Origin of the sequence: Microcoleus sp. PH2017_08_TRC_O_A, from assembly GCF_020738665.1 — a bacterium.
Taxonomy (GTDB): Bacteria; Cyanobacteriota; Cyanobacteriia; order Cyanobacteriales; family Microcoleaceae; genus Microcoleus.
In genome coordinates this window covers 1-18,191 of the sequence record NZ_JAEQCE010000108.1, presented here as the reverse complement: position 1 = coordinate 18,191, position 18,191 = coordinate 1, and the positions used below count along the sequence as shown (strand labels likewise).

15 protein-coding genes (1 of these 15 running past the window's edge) are annotated in these 18,191 nt (G+C 46.3%); 8 read left to right on the top strand and 7 right to left on the bottom strand.

Going from position 1 to position 18,191, the window contains the following annotated elements:
• Positions 1-847, bottom strand: the beginning of a protein-coding gene (locus JGK22_RS28660) for an alpha-mannosidase (protein WP_293314266.1). 4,016 nt of this gene lie to the left of the window's left edge; the window shows 847 of its 4,863 coding nt (coding positions 1-847); the start codon lies at positions 845-847; its stop codon lies beyond the left edge, outside the window.
• A 183-nt stretch (positions 848-1,030) separates the two neighbouring features.
• Between JGK22_RS28660 and JGK22_RS28655 the strand changes: the two genes are divergently transcribed.
• The 4 genes from JGK22_RS28655 to JGK22_RS28640 all read left to right on the top strand — a co-directional run bounded on the left by JGK22_RS28655 (position 1,031) and on the right by JGK22_RS28640 (position 7,927).
• The gene (locus JGK22_RS28655; RefSeq protein ID WP_293193433.1) at positions 1,031-3,013 is read left to right on the top strand and encodes a hypothetical protein; all 1,983 of its coding nucleotides are present in this window, start codon (positions 1,031-1,033) and stop codon (positions 3,011-3,013) included.
• Positions 3,014-3,692: 679 nt separating this feature from the next.
• Positions 3,693-3,809 carry a photosystem II reaction center protein I gene (locus JGK22_RS28650; protein WP_039887172.1) on the top strand — a complete coding sequence of 39 codons (117 nt, stop codon included), beginning with the start codon at positions 3,693-3,695 and terminating at the stop codon, positions 3,807-3,809.
• 478 nt (positions 3,810-4,287) lie between these two features.
• Positions 4,288-6,870: a DUF3769 domain-containing protein gene (locus JGK22_RS28645; RefSeq protein WP_293285385.1), complete on the top strand. Its 2,583-nt coding sequence runs from the start codon at positions 4,288-4,290 to the stop codon at positions 6,868-6,870.
• Between the two features lie 385 nt (positions 6,871-7,255).
• On the top strand, positions 7,256-7,927 hold the full coding sequence (locus tag JGK22_RS28640; RefSeq protein ID WP_293208320.1) for a hypothetical protein: 672 nt from the start codon (positions 7,256-7,258) through the stop codon (positions 7,925-7,927).
• A gap of 322 nt (positions 7,928-8,249) precedes the next feature.
• Here the strand turns inward: JGK22_RS28640 and JGK22_RS28635 are convergent, their stop codons facing one another.
• Positions 8,250-8,762 carry a phycobiliprotein lyase gene (locus JGK22_RS28635; protein ID WP_293180249.1) on the bottom strand — a complete coding sequence of 171 codons (513 nt, stop codon included), beginning with the start codon at positions 8,760-8,762 and terminating at the stop codon, positions 8,250-8,252.
• A 132-nt stretch (positions 8,763-8,894) separates the two neighbouring features.
• Between JGK22_RS28635 and JGK22_RS28630 the strand changes: the two genes are divergently transcribed.
• The 3 genes from JGK22_RS28630 to JGK22_RS28620 all read left to right on the top strand — a co-directional run bounded on the left by JGK22_RS28630 (position 8,895) and on the right by JGK22_RS28620 (position 12,118).
• Complete coding sequence (locus JGK22_RS28630) at positions 8,895-9,164, top strand: hypothetical protein (protein ID WP_293180252.1); 270 nt, start codon at positions 8,895-8,897, stop codon at positions 9,162-9,164.
• Between the two features lie 560 nt (positions 9,165-9,724).
• Positions 9,725-11,977, top strand: coding sequence for a hypothetical protein (locus tag JGK22_RS28625; protein ID WP_293193431.1), 2,253 nt, complete (start codon positions 9,725-9,727; stop codon positions 11,975-11,977).
• 3 nt (positions 11,978-11,980) lie between these two features.
• Positions 11,981-12,118 carry a hypothetical protein gene (locus tag JGK22_RS28620; protein ID WP_293201229.1) on the top strand — a complete coding sequence of 46 codons (138 nt, stop codon included), beginning with the start codon at positions 11,981-11,983 and terminating at the stop codon, positions 12,116-12,118.
• On the opposite strand, the gene JGK22_RS28615 is transcribed toward JGK22_RS28620, so the two are convergent.
• The 5 genes from JGK22_RS28615 to JGK22_RS28595 all read right to left on the bottom strand — a co-directional run bounded on the left by JGK22_RS28615 (position 12,096) and on the right by JGK22_RS28595 (position 17,885).
• On the bottom strand, positions 12,096-12,815 hold the full coding sequence (locus JGK22_RS28615) for a Uma2 family endonuclease (protein WP_293219143.1): 720 nt from the start codon (positions 12,813-12,815) through the stop codon (positions 12,096-12,098). The two genes, JGK22_RS28620 and JGK22_RS28615, sit on opposite strands and share 23 nt — an antisense overlap.
• A 288-nt stretch (positions 12,816-13,103) precedes the next feature.
• Positions 13,104-13,664 carry a transposase gene (locus JGK22_RS28610; RefSeq protein ID WP_293208312.1) on the bottom strand — a complete coding sequence of 187 codons (561 nt, stop codon included), beginning with the start codon at positions 13,662-13,664 and terminating at the stop codon, positions 13,104-13,106.
• 98 nt (positions 13,665-13,762) lie between these two features.
• Complete coding sequence (locus tag JGK22_RS28605) at positions 13,763-14,566, bottom strand: transposase (RefSeq protein ID WP_293198521.1); 804 nt, start codon at positions 14,564-14,566, stop codon at positions 13,763-13,765.
• A gap of 207 nt (positions 14,567-14,773) precedes the next feature.
• On the bottom strand, positions 14,774-16,183 hold the full coding sequence (locus JGK22_RS28600) for a heterodisulfide reductase-related iron-sulfur binding cluster (protein WP_293208310.1): 1,410 nt from the start codon (positions 16,181-16,183) through the stop codon (positions 14,774-14,776).
• A gap of 286 nt (positions 16,184-16,469) precedes the next feature.
• Complete coding sequence (locus JGK22_RS28595; protein WP_293208308.1) at positions 16,470-17,885, bottom strand: FAD-binding oxidoreductase; 1,416 nt, start codon at positions 17,883-17,885, stop codon at positions 16,470-16,472.
• Positions 17,886-17,980: 95 nt separating this feature from the next.
• Here JGK22_RS28595 and JGK22_RS28590 point away from each other — a divergent pair, with 95 nt between their 5' ends.
• Positions 17,981-18,133 (top strand): ATPase domain-containing protein, encoded by a 153-nt coding sequence (locus JGK22_RS28590; RefSeq protein ID WP_293180279.1) that lies wholly within the window; start codon positions 17,981-17,983, stop codon positions 18,131-18,133.
• The last annotated feature ends 58 nt before the right edge of the window (positions 18,134-18,191 follow it).

Genomic DNA, 18,191 nt, shown 5'->3' with positions numbered 1-18,191 from the left:
AGTTCTGATTTTCTGAAACCTGAGAAAGTTGCTCCTTACTTTCTCCCTCTGCGCCCTCTGCGCCCTCTGCGGTTAAATCATCTAACTCTCCAGAAAAAGCCCGCAGATATCCCAGTAAATTGTGTCGCAACACAGACAAAGATCGATCGAACTTGGCGCGATTCGGCAAAGCAGACCAATCAATCAAACCAACCGCCAAATCAATCTCAGATTGCAGCCTTTCTCCCTTGACGTACATTGGGCGACTTGCTAAAATTTTAATGGATAAATCTTGGGAATGTTTGTTTCCTAAATTTCGAGCGATCGCATTTTGCAAAATCTCTAATTCGTCCGCCACAAAACCCGGATCGAAACAAGTAGAGTCCGCAGCTTCGTACAAACAAATCGATCGCACTAAAGCACCGTTATCGTGTCCAGGACTTACCAACCGTAAAATAACTAAAAATTCATCTCCCGGATTCACCGCCACACTCAACAAAACTCGATCGGCACAATCGAATAAATCACCTTGTCCAACTAACTCACCGTTGACAAAAATAGTCGCATCTTCTGCCCACCAAGTCAAACTCAACAGCAAACGCAAACCCACCACAGGATAGCCGTGCAAATTGTCAGGAATGACAAATTGCTGTCCTAAATAAACAACTTGCTTCCCAGACGGCCAAGCAATATGTCCTTTTTCGTTAAGTTCCGCAACCTGCTTGTTAGAAATACCTACCGAACCGACAGTAGCCGAGTCAGCATCGCAGTACCTCCAACCAGACTGAACGTCCACTTGACTGAGGCGGCGCAACTTCTCTACAACTTCAGAAATATTATTGCTAGCAGGTGGCACAACGGCGCTCATATTTAGTTAAAATAGGACTTGCGTAGGAATCTGGGCTCAGTATCGAACCGCGAAGACGCAAAGGACGCGAAGAAATAAAGGTTTCAGAGGGTTTGAAACTGCGATTAATATCCAGTTTTGATTTTACTGCAAAATTCAGACATTCCGGCGCGAATCTAAAACCTGAATTCAATAATTAAACCTATGTCCGACGGTTACTACGGCCCATACCAAAGCCGACTATTAAATTTTATATCCAAACAGTCCCGCCAAGTTGCCGATAATTGCGATCGCACTTGGCGACAAATTAAACAAACCACTCTCAGCGCTACCCAAATTCTACTTTATCCAGCTTACCTGCTCGTCCAAAGTTCCCGAATGTTGAGCCGACAGTTGCGGGAATCCAGCCAAAAAGTAGATTTACCCGAACTTCAAGAATATACCGATGACGAAAATCCAGATTTTTCGGGAAATTGGTATCCGGGAGAAATTTCCGATGAAAGTTCGATCGACCAAATCTTGCAACTCGCTGAAAATTTGCTAAACTCGTCGCAAACCGCCACAACTTTAGTCAGTTTTCCGCTGTTAATCCAGACAAACCCAGCAACGGAGAAAGCCGATCGCGATTTGCATCCAGCCATCAATTTTATCAAACAAGCTGCCAAGCATCAAACAACTTCCGTCTTAGAACCTCCCCAGGCCAAAACTCAATTAGACAGCCAATCCCAAAAAGTTCAGGGAATCGCGACTTTCATCCCAGCCCGCACTTTAGTCTTAGTCGGAGATGACAATCGCATATTAGATATTTTGACGCCCGAACAGCAAGAACTGCTCGAAAGTCGCATAACTTGGGAAGTCGCCAACGAGGGGCCGGAACGGCGGGAAATTGCTCAAAAAGAATTAAAATTTAATCTCGGTTTAGAGTCTGCTGCGAAAAAATCTCGGTTGGCGCCGGTGCGTCGTTTTTGGGAATTGATGGTCTGGCTCCAGTCGAGTCCGGTTGCTGTGAAAAGAAATCAGTTTGGAGAATCAATCCTCGCAGTCAAAGGCGCGATCGACCGCAATCTCATCTTAGTCCAAAAATCCACCACGCCGATCGCTCCGGCCAACACCGCACAGCCGACGATTGCTCGATCAAATTCGATCGACCGCAATATCCCAAAATTAGAACCTAATTTTAACAGCAAGTTCGATCGCACCGGCAATCCGATCTCCTTTGTCACATTACTCGATCGCGCTGCCGTCAACCTCGAAGAATTTACCCTCCCCCCAGCAGCCCAAACCACCGCTGACAATCCAGAAGTAAAATTTGACACTTCCGCCACGGAAAACAATTCAGGTCTGTCAGCCCGCGAAATCCTCGAAAAATACGCGAAAAACATCGAAAAAATGATTTGGTCGTCCGTAGACCAACTGCTGGGAAAAGAAACGGCAGCTAGTGATAATACTGATAAATCAGTCGCAATTCAGTATTATTTAAAACAACGCCAGGAACAAGATCGAACGGAAAATAGCCCAGAGGTCGATCGACCTTGGTTGAATTGGCAAGACTTATTCGGAGAACCAGCACCGCAGCACTTAATAGTAGGAAGTGCCGAACCCGAGGCAAATGTTCAAAACCTCATATCACAAAATAGCCCAGAAGTCAAGCAGGAAATTGCAAAAACAGTAGAATTGTCAGAAAGTCGATCGACCGCAGTTTCAATATCGCCTTACCCCGAAGCAATTCACAGGATGCTCGCCCAGCTCAAACAGAGCTTGCTTACAAAAGTCCCACAAAGTCAACCCCAAACAGGCTCAAATTTAGCAGTCACTCCAGAAAATAAATCTGGACTCGCAGCAGAATCAACCCCAGAGCGCGCGCCGGAGACCCAAGTGCCAAAAAACACAAACCCGAACACCGCACAAAACAGCAAATCCCCAGCAGCAATCGCCCCCCCCACCAGCAGATATACCCCCGCCCCCAGCATCGCAGCACACCAAAATCAGAGTGCAGGTCTCCCGCCAGCAGACGAATACTTAGAAACAAAAGCAGAATCGATGGGTTACATTAAACACCCACTAGAACAAGTGCTCGAATGGCTCGATTTAGTCATGGTGCGCGTCGAAAAAATCATCGAGCAAATCTGGAATTGGGCAAAAACCAACTTGCCAACAATCCTCAAAAGCAAAGATAAAATTGACTAGAAAACGAGCCTCCCGTGTCCCCGGCTGTCTTACGTGGGGATTAGTCGGTCTGCGGTTTTAACCGCCAGTAAATATTGTATTTGGGGACTAAGCATGGTAATGTAATTGAGTGAGTAGGAATAACCGTCTGCGCGTTGAATCATCCTAGTGCGGAGAAATCCCGGCAACTCAGATATCCGGCTAGAACCGGAATACTTAGAAAGGGCAAATAATGGCAGGTTGAAGAGCGTACCTATCTGGCTTGTGATGGACTCTGAAAGCAAAAGAAAAACTAAAAGTAAGCCCAACTGCAACACCTCTGGTATTGGTAGTTGATTTAAAGGGTCTAGGGGGATATTTGCCTATCCCTTCCAAGTTCGGCTTGGAGAATCCCCCGGCTGAAGCCGTGGGGAGTGTCAATAATCTTTAGCTTATTGGAAAAATTTGGCGGAGCTAAGCGGAGGGCTAAAACCCCGTCCTTTGAGGACTGCTTTCTGCTATAGTCTCCAACAAGTCGGGATAGGGCATTGCCACGACTCTAAATGGATGTGGAGGGAGAGTAAGACTACTCAGGTAGCATCACCCTGGGAAGCGTCAAGAATCACCGCACTTTTAGGGCAGTGAATATGTCAAGATAAAAAAGTTGCCGCAACAGCAGCAAATCAGCTCAGTATTATTTCATCTTTGGAGACTCCCTAGCGTGCTAACCCTCAAAATCGTAGTTAATGTAGTTGTTCTATTTTTTGTTTCCCTGTTCATATTTGGGTTTTTGTCCAATGACCCAGCTCGGAACCCCAACCGCAGAGACATGGAATAAACCAGCTACCTCCCTCGCTGACTCGGGGGCACGTCACCGCAGCCCCCGCACCAGCCAGCAAATCCCCAAAAATTAGTCCAACAAAACTTGACCTCGCACCACTAGCGAGGTTATCTTATGCCGAAAGAAACCAGTTAACAGTTGACAGTTGACAGTTGACAGTTGACAGTTGACAGTTGACAGTTGACCTAGAAGTCCGAGGATTGGAGCAATGAATAGTCTGATTTTAATTTCTCCCTACAAGGAAGGGTTCCGGCTTTAAACCAATTCTTTCTGGTAATCAACCAAGTTTCTGAGGATGAGTCCGTTAGCGACTCGGCACAACCGAAGATTTCCGGTTAACCTTGAAACGCTGCCTGTTAAATGCCAAAATTTGGACGATCGACTCTCCGCTATAAATAAACCTCTAAAATCTAAAATCTAAAATCTAAAATCTAAAATCTAAAATCTAAAATCGGATGATTCACCTGTTGTAACTATGCCCTATCCGGTACCGCCGCCCGAACCCTCTGCCATCATCTACATCGCGAAGCCCAAAAAAGTCGCCCTCACTGTGGCGACAAATGATGGAGACACCCGCAGCAACTCCGCACAAATACCGGAAGCCAGCCCAGAAATCGTTCAGCCCGAACCAACATCCCCGCAACCAGAACCCTCAGCCGCACTCCTCGGTACCACCGAAGCCACCAGTCAGTCTCCTGAAATCGCCACTCCCCTAACCTCCGTGGAAAGTGGCGGCGCAGCGGCGGGATTTCAGCTTCCGGTTGTTCCAGCAGAAAAATCCGAAACTGCGGAAGCCCAGCAAGATACCTCGTTTACTTCTTACCAATTGGGTTCAGTAGAAAATGCCATTGCCGCTCGGAACCGTCAACGAACAGCAGGGGATCAGAGCAAAAAGGACAATAATGCTGTCCGACAGCCAGAAAACGGGTATCAGGCTAAAGGCGAGCAGTTAAAAGATAACTCCCCTGAACCTGCGGAGATTGTTGTTCCCGAACCGCCAGAAACGCCTCCTGCAAAACAGCAAGAGTTCGAGATTCCAACGACGCCAACGACACCAACGACGCCCCCAGGGCCCAAGCCAGCCACTCCCCCAGCGCCGAAACCGCAGCCCAAACCTGCCGCGCCCGGAGTCCGTACCGCGCCTTCTCAGCGAACGGTGCCATTTCCGGTGAGTCCGGCTGATACGATCGAAATTAAGGCCGATAGTCAAGAATTTGACGACAAACAGCAAATTGTCACGGCGGTTGGTAGGGTTGTGGTGCGGTTCCGACAAACAGTGATTGATGCCGATCGCGCGATCGTCAACCTAGTCACCCGCCAAGTGATAGCATCCGGTAACGTCGCCTATACTCGCGGCCAACAAGTAGTCCGCGGCCGGCAGATGGAATTCAATCTCGGACTCAACTCCGGCGCAGTCGAACAAGCCAGCGGCGAAATATTCCTCCCCGCAGCGGGTAGCGAGTTAACCCCCACACTACCGACAGATATTAGTGCTGGAACCATTCTAGAACAGCCGCTGAGCGATCGGCTGACCAGCCAACAGCCCCTTCGCGGAGTCAAATCCCCCGGCGCTGCTACTATTACCATCGGCGGTGGTGGCGCTGGTGGCGCTGGTGGCGCTGGTGGCGCTGGCGGACGCTTAACCGCCCCCCAAATTACCGGCGCCGTCAACCGCGTCCGCTTTGAAGCAGATCGCCTCGAATTACTGCCAAATGGCGTCAGAGTAGCAACCAACATTCGGATTACTAACGACCCGTTTTCCCCGCCGGAACTCGAATACAGAGCCCGAAGAGCAACAATTACCAGGATTTCCCCCACGGCTGAGGAATTAGTCACAAATTCCCCCCGCTTGGTATTTGACAACCGCGTCAAAATACCCGTGTATCCCCGCAGGCAAGTTTTTGACAGCCAACAGAAAAACGGCCCCTGTTTGACTTTCGGCTACGACGGGGGCGACAGAGGCGGTTTGTTTGCCGAGTGCGGTTTTGAAATATTGCAAAACGGGCCCGTGCGCCTGACTCTGACACCCCAAATTTACCTCCAGCGAATCGTGGAAAAGAACGGTGGAAATCCCTTTTCCCCCGACAGCTACGGGCTGAGAGCAAAGCTGGGCGCGACTTTGGGCCCGCGCACCAGCCTTGAAGGATCGGCGTTATTTCTGAATTTTGATAATTTCCCGAATTTAGCTGAAAATGCTTTTCGGGGTAATGTGCGCTTGCGACAGTCGATCGGCAATCACAATTTAGCAGCAGAATATAGTTATCGCGATCGACTGTTTAACGGTTCTCTAGGCTTTCAAACCGTCAACAGCAGTCTCGGGGCCGTCCTCACTTCCCCACAGATGCAAATCGGCAATACAGGCATCAATTTCAGCTACCAAGCTGGATATCAATTTATCAATGCTGACACCGATCGAGCAGATTTGCTCGAACCAGTGCGCGAAAACAACCGCATCGATTTGGGCCGAGGCCAAGTCAGCGTCGCCCTCAGCCGCGGCTTCAACCTGTGGCAAGGTCAACCGCTGCCCCGCACTCCCACCCAGGGTTTGAGGTACACCCGGACGCCGGTGGTTCCCTTCTTACAACTGGCTTTGGGAGTCCGAGGAGTAGGCTCTTATTACAGTAGTGGCGATCGACAAAATTCGATCGCCAGCAGCATCGGCATTCAAGGGCAGTTCGGTCATTTCTCCCGCCCTTTCCTCGACTACACTGGATTTAACGTGACTTACACTCAAGTAGCGCGGGACGGGGTATCGCCTTATTTGTTCGATCGGCTAGTAGATTTGAAAGTCCTGTCTTTTGGACTCGTGCAGCAAGTTTACGGAGGCTTTCGAGTCGGATTTCAAAGTGCTATTAATCTAGACAGCAGGGAAACAATCAGTACGAACTACACTTTAGAATACAGCCGTCGCAGCTACGCAATTATTTTGCGTTTTAATCCTGAGCGTCAAGTCGGCAGCCTGACGTTTAGAATTAGTGACTTCAACTGGAACGGCACACCCCAACCATTTTCCGGGGACGTGCGAACAGTAGAAGGAGGCGTGCGTTTATCCGATTAATTCAATTGGGTAATTAGTAATGGGTAATTGGTAATTGGTAATTGGTTATTGGTTATTGGGTTATTGGTTATTGGTTATTTGTTATTGGTTATTTGTTATTTGTTATTGGTAATAATGAAGCCAAAAAAATCAACAATTCTCAATTCTCCAATTCTCAATTCTCCAATTCTCCCTTCCCAAGAAAGAAAAACTAACGTTCGCGTTGCCTCGTAGGCGACACCACTCCTAACAACTAACAACTAACAACTGACAACTAACAACTGACAACTAACAACTGACAACTAACAACTAACAACTGACAACTAACAACTGACAACTAACAACTAACAACTGACAACTGACAACTGACAACTAACAACTGACAACTGACAAATTACCAATTCCCATGACAGATGGACGTACAATATCTGCACAAGCAGCGGCTCTGCTGGTTCACTACGGTTTTGACCTAGGTGGCAAAAAAGCAGAGAAATTGGCTGGTGAATGGTTGACCAAGTATCCCGGCTATTGGTTGCGTTTAGCAGTGGTTGAAGCGCTTTATCAAGGGCGCTACAAAGCTGTTTCTGTCGGACAGCTATTGAGTATGTGGCACCGGATAGGCCAACCACTCTATCATTTTAATCGCGAGTTTGAACGCTTAGTTTGCAACAATTTTCCTCAAGATTTAACCTTTGAAAGTTATGCTCAACCGTCGCAGGAAGAGATACTTTTATCCCACCCGGAATCCGAATTCGGTGTCGCCGAAATAGATACGAGCAAGCAGTCAGAAGCAGAACTCGATCGCGCGTCAGATGCAGAAGTCCCGAATACAGAAGCCCCGGAAACAGAAAAACTCGCCACTGCTGGCGATCGCACTCAAGAAAATACAGAAGTTGTAGTATATGAAGATGTGGATGTTACGGCTCTGGCCGATGGAGCCGAACCCGATCGCAAATTAACAGACAAACCTGTCAAAAAATCATTCCCAGTTGTCAAACACACTGATTTTCACGCCAAGTTAAAAGCCGTTGCCCGAGAAGGCCGCAGAAAGAAAGGAGAAAGCATCAAAAAGAAATAAGGTGTCAGTCGATTTTCTATGTTTAGATTTACTTCACAGATTCATCTGGGAGCTTGAAAAGGAGTCTAAAATTTTGGGATAATTACTCAGGATAGTCGGGGCTTGTATTCATTTTGGGAAATTAGATATAGAGGTTCTCCCTGCAAGTGAGGTACTCACCAATTACCAGAAAGAATTGGTTGAAAGCCGGAACCCTTATAGGGAGAAATAAAAATCAGACTATTCATTACTCCAATCCTCGGACTTCCTTTGTCAACTGTCAACTGTCAACTGTCAACTGTCAACTGTCAACTGTCAACTGTCAACGGTCAACGGTCAACTGTCAACTTTTCGGACTTCCACCCATCCGAATTTCCGAACAAAAAGATGCTTGTTCCGTACCGTCAGCTTGCTTAACAACGCTAGTCCGCAAGCGCAGATTGGGGATGAGATACCACAGCCTTTCTTCTGCATGGACAGTATCTGATTCTGTAATCAATGTCAGCACATCGTCGCCGCCCATCACGTAGCGGGTGTTTCCCTTGGCTTGCAATACTTTGCCTTCGCTGGGATTGTCGGGATTCGGGACGATCGCCAATATTGTAGAACCAACTTGTTTAGCTTGGTTGCGATCGGGAACACCGTCCCAAGAAATCCGAACGCCCCTGAGTCCAGTTGAGTCCGGGTTAGTCGAGTGCTGTTGGCAAAGTTTGACGACTGCTGCATCGTTAGCTGTCAGCATTTCTATTTTGAGGTCAGATTTACCTGCTTGCAATTCCCCAGAATTGAGATTGTGTACGGTGCGCTGGGAAAACCATTTGCCTGCACTTAACTCGAAAAACTCGATAACATCCATGAAATTTGTCTCTAAACTTAAATAGTTCTTGATTTGCGATCGCGACTTGCGCGCTATCGAGTCAGAAAACCGGTTTTTTCTTGAGTAACTAGCCGCCCAACCAATGATTTTAGCGAGAAACCCGGTTTAAGAGTGCAAGTCCTGTTTTCTATTTTAAAGGAACGGGGCGCACCTGCAAAGCTTTCCGGGAGGTTTGAGTCAAGCAGGTTGCAGGTGCGGTTGAGGCACGAAACCCAAGCAGGCGGGCATCTGTCGGGCAGATCCAGCCCGATCGACCTAAAATTAGAGCATTCGCTACCGTATTTCGCTAAACAAGTCTTGTTCGCACATCAAACAGGATGGCGATCGCTCAAAAATTTTAGCTTAACTCCGTCCCAAAACGGGTACAGGCTGCCAACTTAACTCTTGGCCCCAAATTTTAGATCAATGTTCAACTTTCCCGATTCACTGCGCTGCAAGTCAATTTTTTAATCGTAAACGCGCCCAAGCCTCCGTCCGTCTCAAACTTGTACAGCCACTTTTCCTGAGAGTAGCCGAAGGAAGTCGAAGTATCTAAAATCTAAAATCTAAAATCTAAAATCTAAAATCTAAAATCTAAAATCTAAAATCTATTGGTAGTGTGGAGCGATCGACAATCATTCCCCAAAACCCGTTATGTTAAGAAAAACAACGATATATGTCAGATAGTTGTCGATCGCTAGATTTTGGGCTTTGAGTTGAACGATCTTGGCGGCGGTTGATGGCAATCGCAGGCATTGAAAATTCTCAAACCAGACTCAGACAAAAAAACCAGCGATTCATCGAACGATCGCCAAACCGAGGGCAGCAGCCCGGTAGCAAATAGCCTTTAAATATGCCATGCTAAGTAAACGAGCAAAGTAAGCAAGAAAACTTTCTCGATCGGGTTTTGGGCAAGGTGCAGCTAGCGATCGCATACATTAAAAAAAGACATACACAAATTTATGAGCGAGTTTACACAAGGGCTGGATAAAATGCAGCCCGCAGAACAGACGCACTGTTTGGGAATCCTACCAAGTCAGCTAGCAGCGACTTCCGACTCAGAGAAATTATACAGCTTACTAACAGATTACAATTTTATTGAAGCCAAGCTGTCAGCAGCGGGAGCACAAGCGCTAATAGAAGATTACGATTTAGCAACAAGTCCCGATATTATCACCTCCGATGAAAAAGCCGACAAACTCAAATTAATCCAAGAAGCAATCAGGCTTTCTGCCCACATTTTAGCCAAAGATAAAACCCAACTAGCTACCCAACTAATTGCCCGGTTGATGCGCTTTGAAATTCCCGAAATTCAAGCACTGCTAGCCCAAGCACAACAACAGAAAATACCCTGGCTGCGGCCGCTAACCCCCAGTTTTACCCCCCCTGGCGGCAGATTGCTACGCACTCTCACCGGACATACAGATTGGGTACAAGCTGTAGCAATTACCCCCGACGGCAAGCGAGCAATTTCTGCATCCTCCGACCACACTCTCAAAGTTTGGGACTTAGAAACAGGAGAAGAACTTTCCACCCTCAAAGGTCATCTTACCTACGTCAATGCTGTAGCAGTAACCCCAGACGGAACAAAAGTAATTTCAGGTTCTTGGGACAATACTATTAAAATTTGGAATTTAGCTACTGGAACAGAAATATTAACATTTGCAGGCGATACTTTTGCAGTAGAAGCCGTAGCAGTAACTCCCGACGGCAAGCGAGTAATTTCTGGTTCATGGGACGGCAGCATAAAAGTTTGGGATTTGTCAACAGGGGCAGTGATTTTCAACCTCAAAGGTCACAGCAGTTTTGTCCAGTCCGTAGCAGTAACTCCAGACAGCAAGCGGTTGATTTCCGGGTCTGGCGACAACAGCATTAAAGTCTGGAACCTAGAAACAGGAAAAGAACTTTTTACCCTTACCGGTCACGCAGATTGGGTAAAAGCTGTAGCAGTAACTCCCGACGGCGAACACATAATTTCCGGCAGTTACGACGGCACAATCAAAGTTTGGAGTTTGAGTGCCAGAGAAAAACTTTTCACTTTAGGAATTCACAGCAGTTTCGTCCAAGCTGTGGCAGTCAGTCCCGACGGAAAACGGGTAATTTCGGCGGCCGGCGACAAAACGCTGAAAGTTTGGAATTTGGAAACAAAAGAAGAACTATTTACTTTTACCAATCACATCGCCCCGGTGAATGCTGTTGCTGTCACCCCCGACGGCAAGCGGATAGTTTCTGGTTCCTCTGACAAAACTCTCAAAGTTTGGCACTTAGAAACAGGCAAAGAAAATTTATCATCTGCGGGTCACGATGACTGGGTAAATGCTTTAGCAGTGACAGCCGACGGTAAAAAAGCAATTTCCGGTTCTGGAGACAACAGCATTAAAGTCTGGAATCTGGCAAATGGAGAGGAAATTTTTGCTATTCCCGGTCATAAAGATTGGGTAAAAGCAATCGCTGTTACCCCGGACAGCCAGAGAATAGTTTCAGGTTCAGGTGACAAAACAGTTAAAGTTTGGAATCTGGAAACTGGAGAAGAAATATTTAGTCTGACAGGTCATACAGATTGGGTAAATTCGGTTGCTGTTACCCCCGACGGCAGGCTGGCGATTTCTGGTTCGGGAGACAAAAGTATTAAAATTTGGAATTTGGAAACAGGAGAGGAAGTTTTTACATTTATCGGTCACACCGACGGGATAAAAGCTGTGGCAGTTACTCCCGATGGCAAGCGGATAATTTCGGCTTCCGGCGACACAAGTCTGAAAGTTTGGAGTTTGGGAAAAGAAAATAATATTTTGGCAAATTTATGGAATTTAGTCGTTAAAAATCAACTTTTTACTCTTAAAGGTCATGAGAGTTTTGTGAATGCTGTGGTAGTTACCACAGACGGTAAATGGGGAATTTCTGGGGGAAGGAAGAAACTGATTAAAGTTTGGGATTTGTCGAGTCAAAAGGAAATTTTTACTTTGACGGGTCATGCGGATGCGATTACAGCTTTGGCGACTGTGGGAAATAGAGTGATTTCAGTTTCGGATGATAATACTCTGAAAGTTTGGGATTTGTTGAGTCGAAAAATAGTTGCTACTTTCAGGGGAGATAGTGCTTTGAAAGCTTGCGCTATGGCACCAGATGGGGTGACAATTGTCGCGGCGGAAGCTTCGGGACAAGTGCATTTTTTGAAGTTGGAAGAGGGGAAGAGTCAGTTGAGAGTTGACAGTTGACAGTTGAGAGTTGACATGGTTCCGATCGCACTTTTGCTCAATTTGAAAAGTGCGATCGACCTTTTCCCCAATCCAGTTTACAATTGTTCGGGGTCAATGCCGATCGATCGCAGTCTGTCTAACTTAATTCATCTGGGTTAATTCCCATTTCTCGCAGCCGTTCCGCCAAAAGTTGCGATCGCCGCCGTTCCTCTCCTAAAGCTGTTTCTGCAAGTTCTGCCCGCTGTTCGGCTTGTTCTGTCCGCTGTTCGGCTTGTTCTAGGCGTTGACAAATCTCAACGTAGGAGAAAAATCTAGTGCCATCAGGTCGATAAATTTGCAATTCATCGCCTGATAAATCGAACCGGATGGCTAACCTGGGACTCGCGTAGTTTTCCATAGATGCGATCGCATCTAAGCCATCTTGTCCCCGCAGCCACCCTCGCAGTTGGTTGTTGGTAGGATTGTAGATATAATATTCTTCAACTCCGTGGCGATCGTAAAATAGTAATTTCGTCTCCATTTCATCTTGCGTATTGCTAGGAGAGAGAATCTCAAACACAACTTGTGGTGCAATTCCTGACTCGTTCCACTGCTGATAAGAACTCCGTCTCCTTTTCGGTGTGCCGAAGACAACCATCACATCGGGGGCATTAACAATATTTGGTCTTCCCTGAACCGGATACCAAAATAAATCCCCCGCTACAAATACATTCTCGTCATTAGCATACATCCATTCTAGATTTTGCTCAATGACTAGAATCCAGCGAAACTGGTCGGTATTGTTTGCCATTGGTTTGCCGTCGCTTTCGGGGTAGATAATCTCTTCCTGAGTGGGGACTGGGATTTGACTTACCATAACAGTTGTGCGGGGTGAAATACTGTTGAATTTAATTTTAGCAGTTTACGAGGAGTCAGAAGCGCGATCCTCTGCGAGGGCTTCGCCAACGAGCTTTCTCAAAATAACCTATTTCCCTCTCTTCCTCTGCGCCCTCTGCGCCCTCTGCGGTAAAAAATCTTATTCTTGACACTCCTCGACCTGAAGGTGCGAGGATTCTTGAGGAATTTCTACCTCAATTTCCCTGTTTCCAGGGTTCCCAGACTCCTCACGTTTGCTCAATCGAGCGCGAGGATATCTTCTGGGCGTTTAGGCGCGAACGCCAGGTTTCGCGGAGTCCCCGCGTACCAAATTTAAAGCTCGATCGCGAATAGTTTTTGCTGCACCTATATCAGCGTGTTCGTGGTAGCCACATTCAGTGCAAATGAACTTTTCGCCATCTCTATTAGACTTGTCGATGTGACCGCAATTCCGACATTCTTGACTGGAGTATTTGGGATTAACCTTGATTACGATTTTTCCTTGCTTTGCAGCCAGATACTCAATCTTCAGTATTAACTCGCCCCAGCCTGCATCAGAAATAGAACGGTTTAAACCTCTCTTCCTTGATTGCCCATTTTTCAGAAATCTACCTGTTTTTTCGTCAACCTTTACTCGACATCGGCGCATCATGCCGGAAATATTCAAGTCCTCTAGAGCAATCGCGTCAACGTTACGTGACACTATTTTATTGGCAACCTTCCATTGGTAAGCTTGACGCTTATTGCTAATTCTTTGGTGGAAAAGCCCTAGTTTTTTAGCTGCTTTTTTGCGGCTATTACTCCCTTTTGCTTTTCGACTGACCAATAATTTCTTGATGGTACCCGCCACGTGATTTATCCGTGGAATCAATCCCAAATCGAAAATCTAAAATCCTCTCTTCCCCCGAATTTATCCGTGGGGTCAATCTAAAATCTAAAATCTAAAATCTAAAATCGACTGACTTGTCTCTGTCTAATTCTCAGTGTGCGTTTAGCTTTTTTGGTGGCTGAAAACTTGGGATTTTCAATTTGAGCTCCATCTGATAGATGGACTAATTTTGTAATTCCCATATCGCAACCAATTACCTTGACGACATCTTTGAGAGGTTTTGTCGTGTAATCGGGGACAGACTTGTCCTCAATGCGGACGGATACATACCAGCCATTCTGTCGCTTTCTTACCGCACAAGCTTTAATGGTAAAGCCACCAGGAATTGGGCGCGAGTTGTGGAAACGCATCCAACCTAACTTTGGCAAGTAAATTTTACTACCTTGTATTTTTACCCCCATCATAAATGTGAAGGAAGTGAAATTGCTGCGATTCTTGAATTTAGGAAAGCCGCGTCCGTCAAAAAAATTATTATAGGCAGTGTCTAACCGTTTGACGTTCTGTTGTAGAACTGTCGAATCTATCCCGGCAAACCAGGGTCTAGCTGCTTTCAGTTCGGGCAACGCTGTGATTTGAATGTGGCCTGGGTTGCGCCGAGGGTTTTTAACTTTCCCCTTTTTATCTGTTTTGCCTATTTTCCAAGGTTCCCCAGTGGCACCGTTTTTACTGACACAACTGGTCAACGGACAGGCTTCACTTTTTGTCCTAAGGTCGCAATAGTTGCCTTGAATGAACTGTTGGCTATACTGAGTGATCCTGTCATTAAGACACCAGTTGAAATGGCTTCGCAAAATATCCACCCAATTAGACATTTTTAAGTCTTGTGTTTGATTTGGACGCAACTTGTATACATAGTTTGTCAACAAGTTTAACTCCTCGTTTTTCTTGAGCTGTTATTAGTATATAGTGAAATACTTGCGTGTTTGTACTTTTTACATTTCTTTAGGAAAGAGGGTTTAAGGTTTATAGTTTTACTTACAAAGCCGTCCTATAAGGACGAGGTTTTAGACCCATTTCTCTGATAAAAAATCGCAGCGAAAAGCAGGGCGGACACCGCCCGCCCCAGCAAACTACTTCCGCTGCAACTGTACCCCACGAATAGAATAATCCAAAAGCTCGATCGGGTGCATCAAAGTAACAGCCTTCCCCTGCAACTCCAAATGCTTCTTAATTTGCAAAGAACAACCAGGATTAGAAGAAGCAATCAACTCAGCCCCAGTATTCAGCAAATTCTCCACCTTTTGTACTCCCAAATCATCCGCAATTTCCGGCTGAAGCATATTGTAAACCCCCGCACTCCCGCAACACAAAGCAGCATCCACAGGTTCTTTCAACTTCACCCCAGGGATTTGTTGCAACAACTGGCGCGGCTGCAAACTAATCTTTTGTCCGTGCAACAAATGACACGCATCCTGATAAACAATCGTCAAATCTCCCTCAGTCAAAGGATTGAGTTTCGCCGTAATTCCCGCAGTTGCCAAAAATTCTTGTATGTCCTTCACATTAGCAGCAAAATTCTCAGCTTTCTCCCGATAATCCGGGTCATCTGCTAAAATGTGACCGTATTCTTTCAAAGTGTGGCCGCACCCAGCAGCATTGATAATTACACAATCAACGCCCGTATTTTCAAAGCTGTCAATCATTTGTCTCGCCAAGGATTTTGCCTGTTCCGCTTGTCCTTGATGTTCCGGCAAAGCAGCACAGCATCCTTGACTTTTCGGAATCACAACCTCGCAGCCATTAGCCGTCAAAACTCGCACCGTAGCTTCATTAACTGGCGAGAACAACAACCTCTGCACGCAGCCTAAAATCACCCCAACTCGATAGCGTTTCTCCCCTTGTGCGGGAATGACTTCTGGTAAATTATCCCGGAAAGAATCGACAGTAACTTTCGGCAAAATTGATTCCATCGCCGCCAAGCGAGGAAATACTTTTTTCAGCAAACCTGTTTGGCGAATTAGTTTTGGCAGTCCTAATTTTTGATAAAGAAACAGCGGTACCAGCAAAGGCCGCAATCTGTGAGGATAAGGAAAGAGATTAAAAATTAGAGTGCGAATTACATTGTCAGAAAAAGTGCGTTTTTGATTTCGGGTAACTTGGTGGCGAGTTGCGGAAATTAATTTGTCGTATTGAACTCCCGACGGACAAGTTGTGACGCAGGCTAAACAGCCCAAACAAGTATCGAAATGCTGCGATGTTGCTTCGTTTAAAGGTGCGTCGCCTTCGTTGATTGCATCCATTAAATAAATGCGGCCTCTGGGCGAATCCATTTCTTTGCCGAGTACCCGATAACTCGGACAAGTTGACAAGCAAAAACCGCAGTGCACGCAAGTATCGATCAATTTGGGATCTGGCGGATTGTTGGCGTCGAAACCCGGGATTTCGAGAGTTTTCAAGTGGGGGTTTTGTGCTAGGAAATTGCTTTCTTTAGCAGGTTTTAAGTCGTCGCTGGGAATTGTAGAATTTTCGGAAGTTTGCATAATATATTACCTAATTATTTTGGTTCGTAGTCAGGACTTTAGTCCTTTCAAATTGCCAGCCTAACTCCATCAAGCAAACAAAAACTTCTCTTCTCTTCTTTTCTCTTCCTTTGCGGTCTTTGCGCCTTCGCGGTTCGTTAAAAAACAAATCTGGTTCACAAATAGACATCTCCATAAAAACCAGTATTGAACAGGCAGGATGCCTGTTCCACAATAAATATGGTCGAGGTATAATGATTTAGACCGGGATTCAATAAAAACTGAACTCCTTACTGCAAACTTTAAACTAAATACCGCTGATAAAACGATCGCAATTTAAAATATTCTCCGGGTCAAACTCTTGCTTGATGCGACGCATTAGATCGATCGCACTTCCAGTATAGCCCCAAACATCTAACCCTTGCTTGATGTGGGCTGGCGCAGCCAAAACCGTCAGAAAACCGCCTTTAGCTTCGCACGCCCTGCGTACCTGCAACAGCGTTTCGGCTGTCGCAGTCTCAAACCGCAAAACTCCTAAACCGCTGCCCGCATGAATCAAAGCATCCTGTACCGGCAACTCGTTAATTGCCTTGACTGCTTCCGAGGGTCTGATGCCTATTTTGCAAATAATTGCTGAATTATTCCCAGAATTCCAGACTGTTTCTGGCAATCTTTGCCATAATTTATCCTCATCATTTTCGCCGCAGTTAGTGCCTTGCAATCCCAACTTTTCGCCAACTTCCAACAACCGGGCGGATTGTTGTTTAACGCTTTCGGCGATGCTTTGAAACCTCACTACCAATCCCGAACCTTTACCCAAACTCAGTTTTTCTACTAACTGTGGTGACAGCAAATCAACGGCTGTCGGTGTTAAAGCAGAAGATAATAAAATTTGAGCAGCTTCAGCTAAAGCATTAGTTTCTCCTGTCAGTATGACAGTTCCCGATGATTCCGGCAGCGGATAAACTCGGAATGTTACTTGACTGATGACGCCTAATGTGCCGTAGGAACCGGTCAACAGTTTCATTAAGTCGTAACCGGCGACATTTTTCACAACTCGACCTCCGGCTACAGCAATTTTACCGTCCGATCGCACAAACGTAATTCCCAACAACAAATCGCGCACGCCCCGGTAGCGGTGCCGCAGCGAACCAGTATCAGCAGTAGCGACAATCCCGCCCAAAGTTGCCTGTTGCGGATATGCTGGATCGATCGGCAAAAATTGACCTGCTTTACCTAAAATTTCCTGCAAATCGGCAAACTTCATGCCCGCCTCCGCAGTCACCGTTAAATCGCCCACAGCGTGTTCTACCAGCCGATTCAGGCGCGCCGTACTCACCACAACGATCCCCCCTGCATCAGGAGATCCCCCTAAATCCCCCTTAAAAAGGGGGACTTTGACAACATCTTGCTCCCCCCTTGTTAAGGGGGGCTGGGGGGGATCGGAGTCTAATTGGACTAAACCGCCCCAATCGAGTTTGCTGCCACTCCCTGTCGGCAAGAGTGCCCAGCGATTTCGCCCTGCACAAGCAATCACTGCGGCGAGTTCTTCCTGAGTATGGGGATAAACGGTACAGGCTATTGAAGTACCTGGGGCAACAGCTTTTTCTACCCGTTCTTGCCAAAAAGCCTCTATATCTTGCCGCAGACAAATGCCAGCAGTGCCGACAATACCCTCTAATTCTTGTGTGCTAACGTAATTTTCTGCCGAAATATTTTTCATGAAGGTTCTCAGACGCCCAGTAAACAAACAATCAAAACAGCCCCTCAAACCATTAAATATGAATACGAGCCGATATTCTAAACATAAACAAACAAATGTCTCAAAACCGACTTTCAGTAGGAATTACTGGTCTCAACGAAGTAATTGACGGCGGCCTGATTCCTCAGCGCTCTTATCTGGTACGCGGCAGCCCGGGTACTGGGAAGACTACCGCTCGTAAAAACCTGGACAAAGCTACCCAAAAGTAGTCAATGTTAGACATCTACGTTAGTAATTTTAGTCCACAGTCCTAAAACTACAGGAATA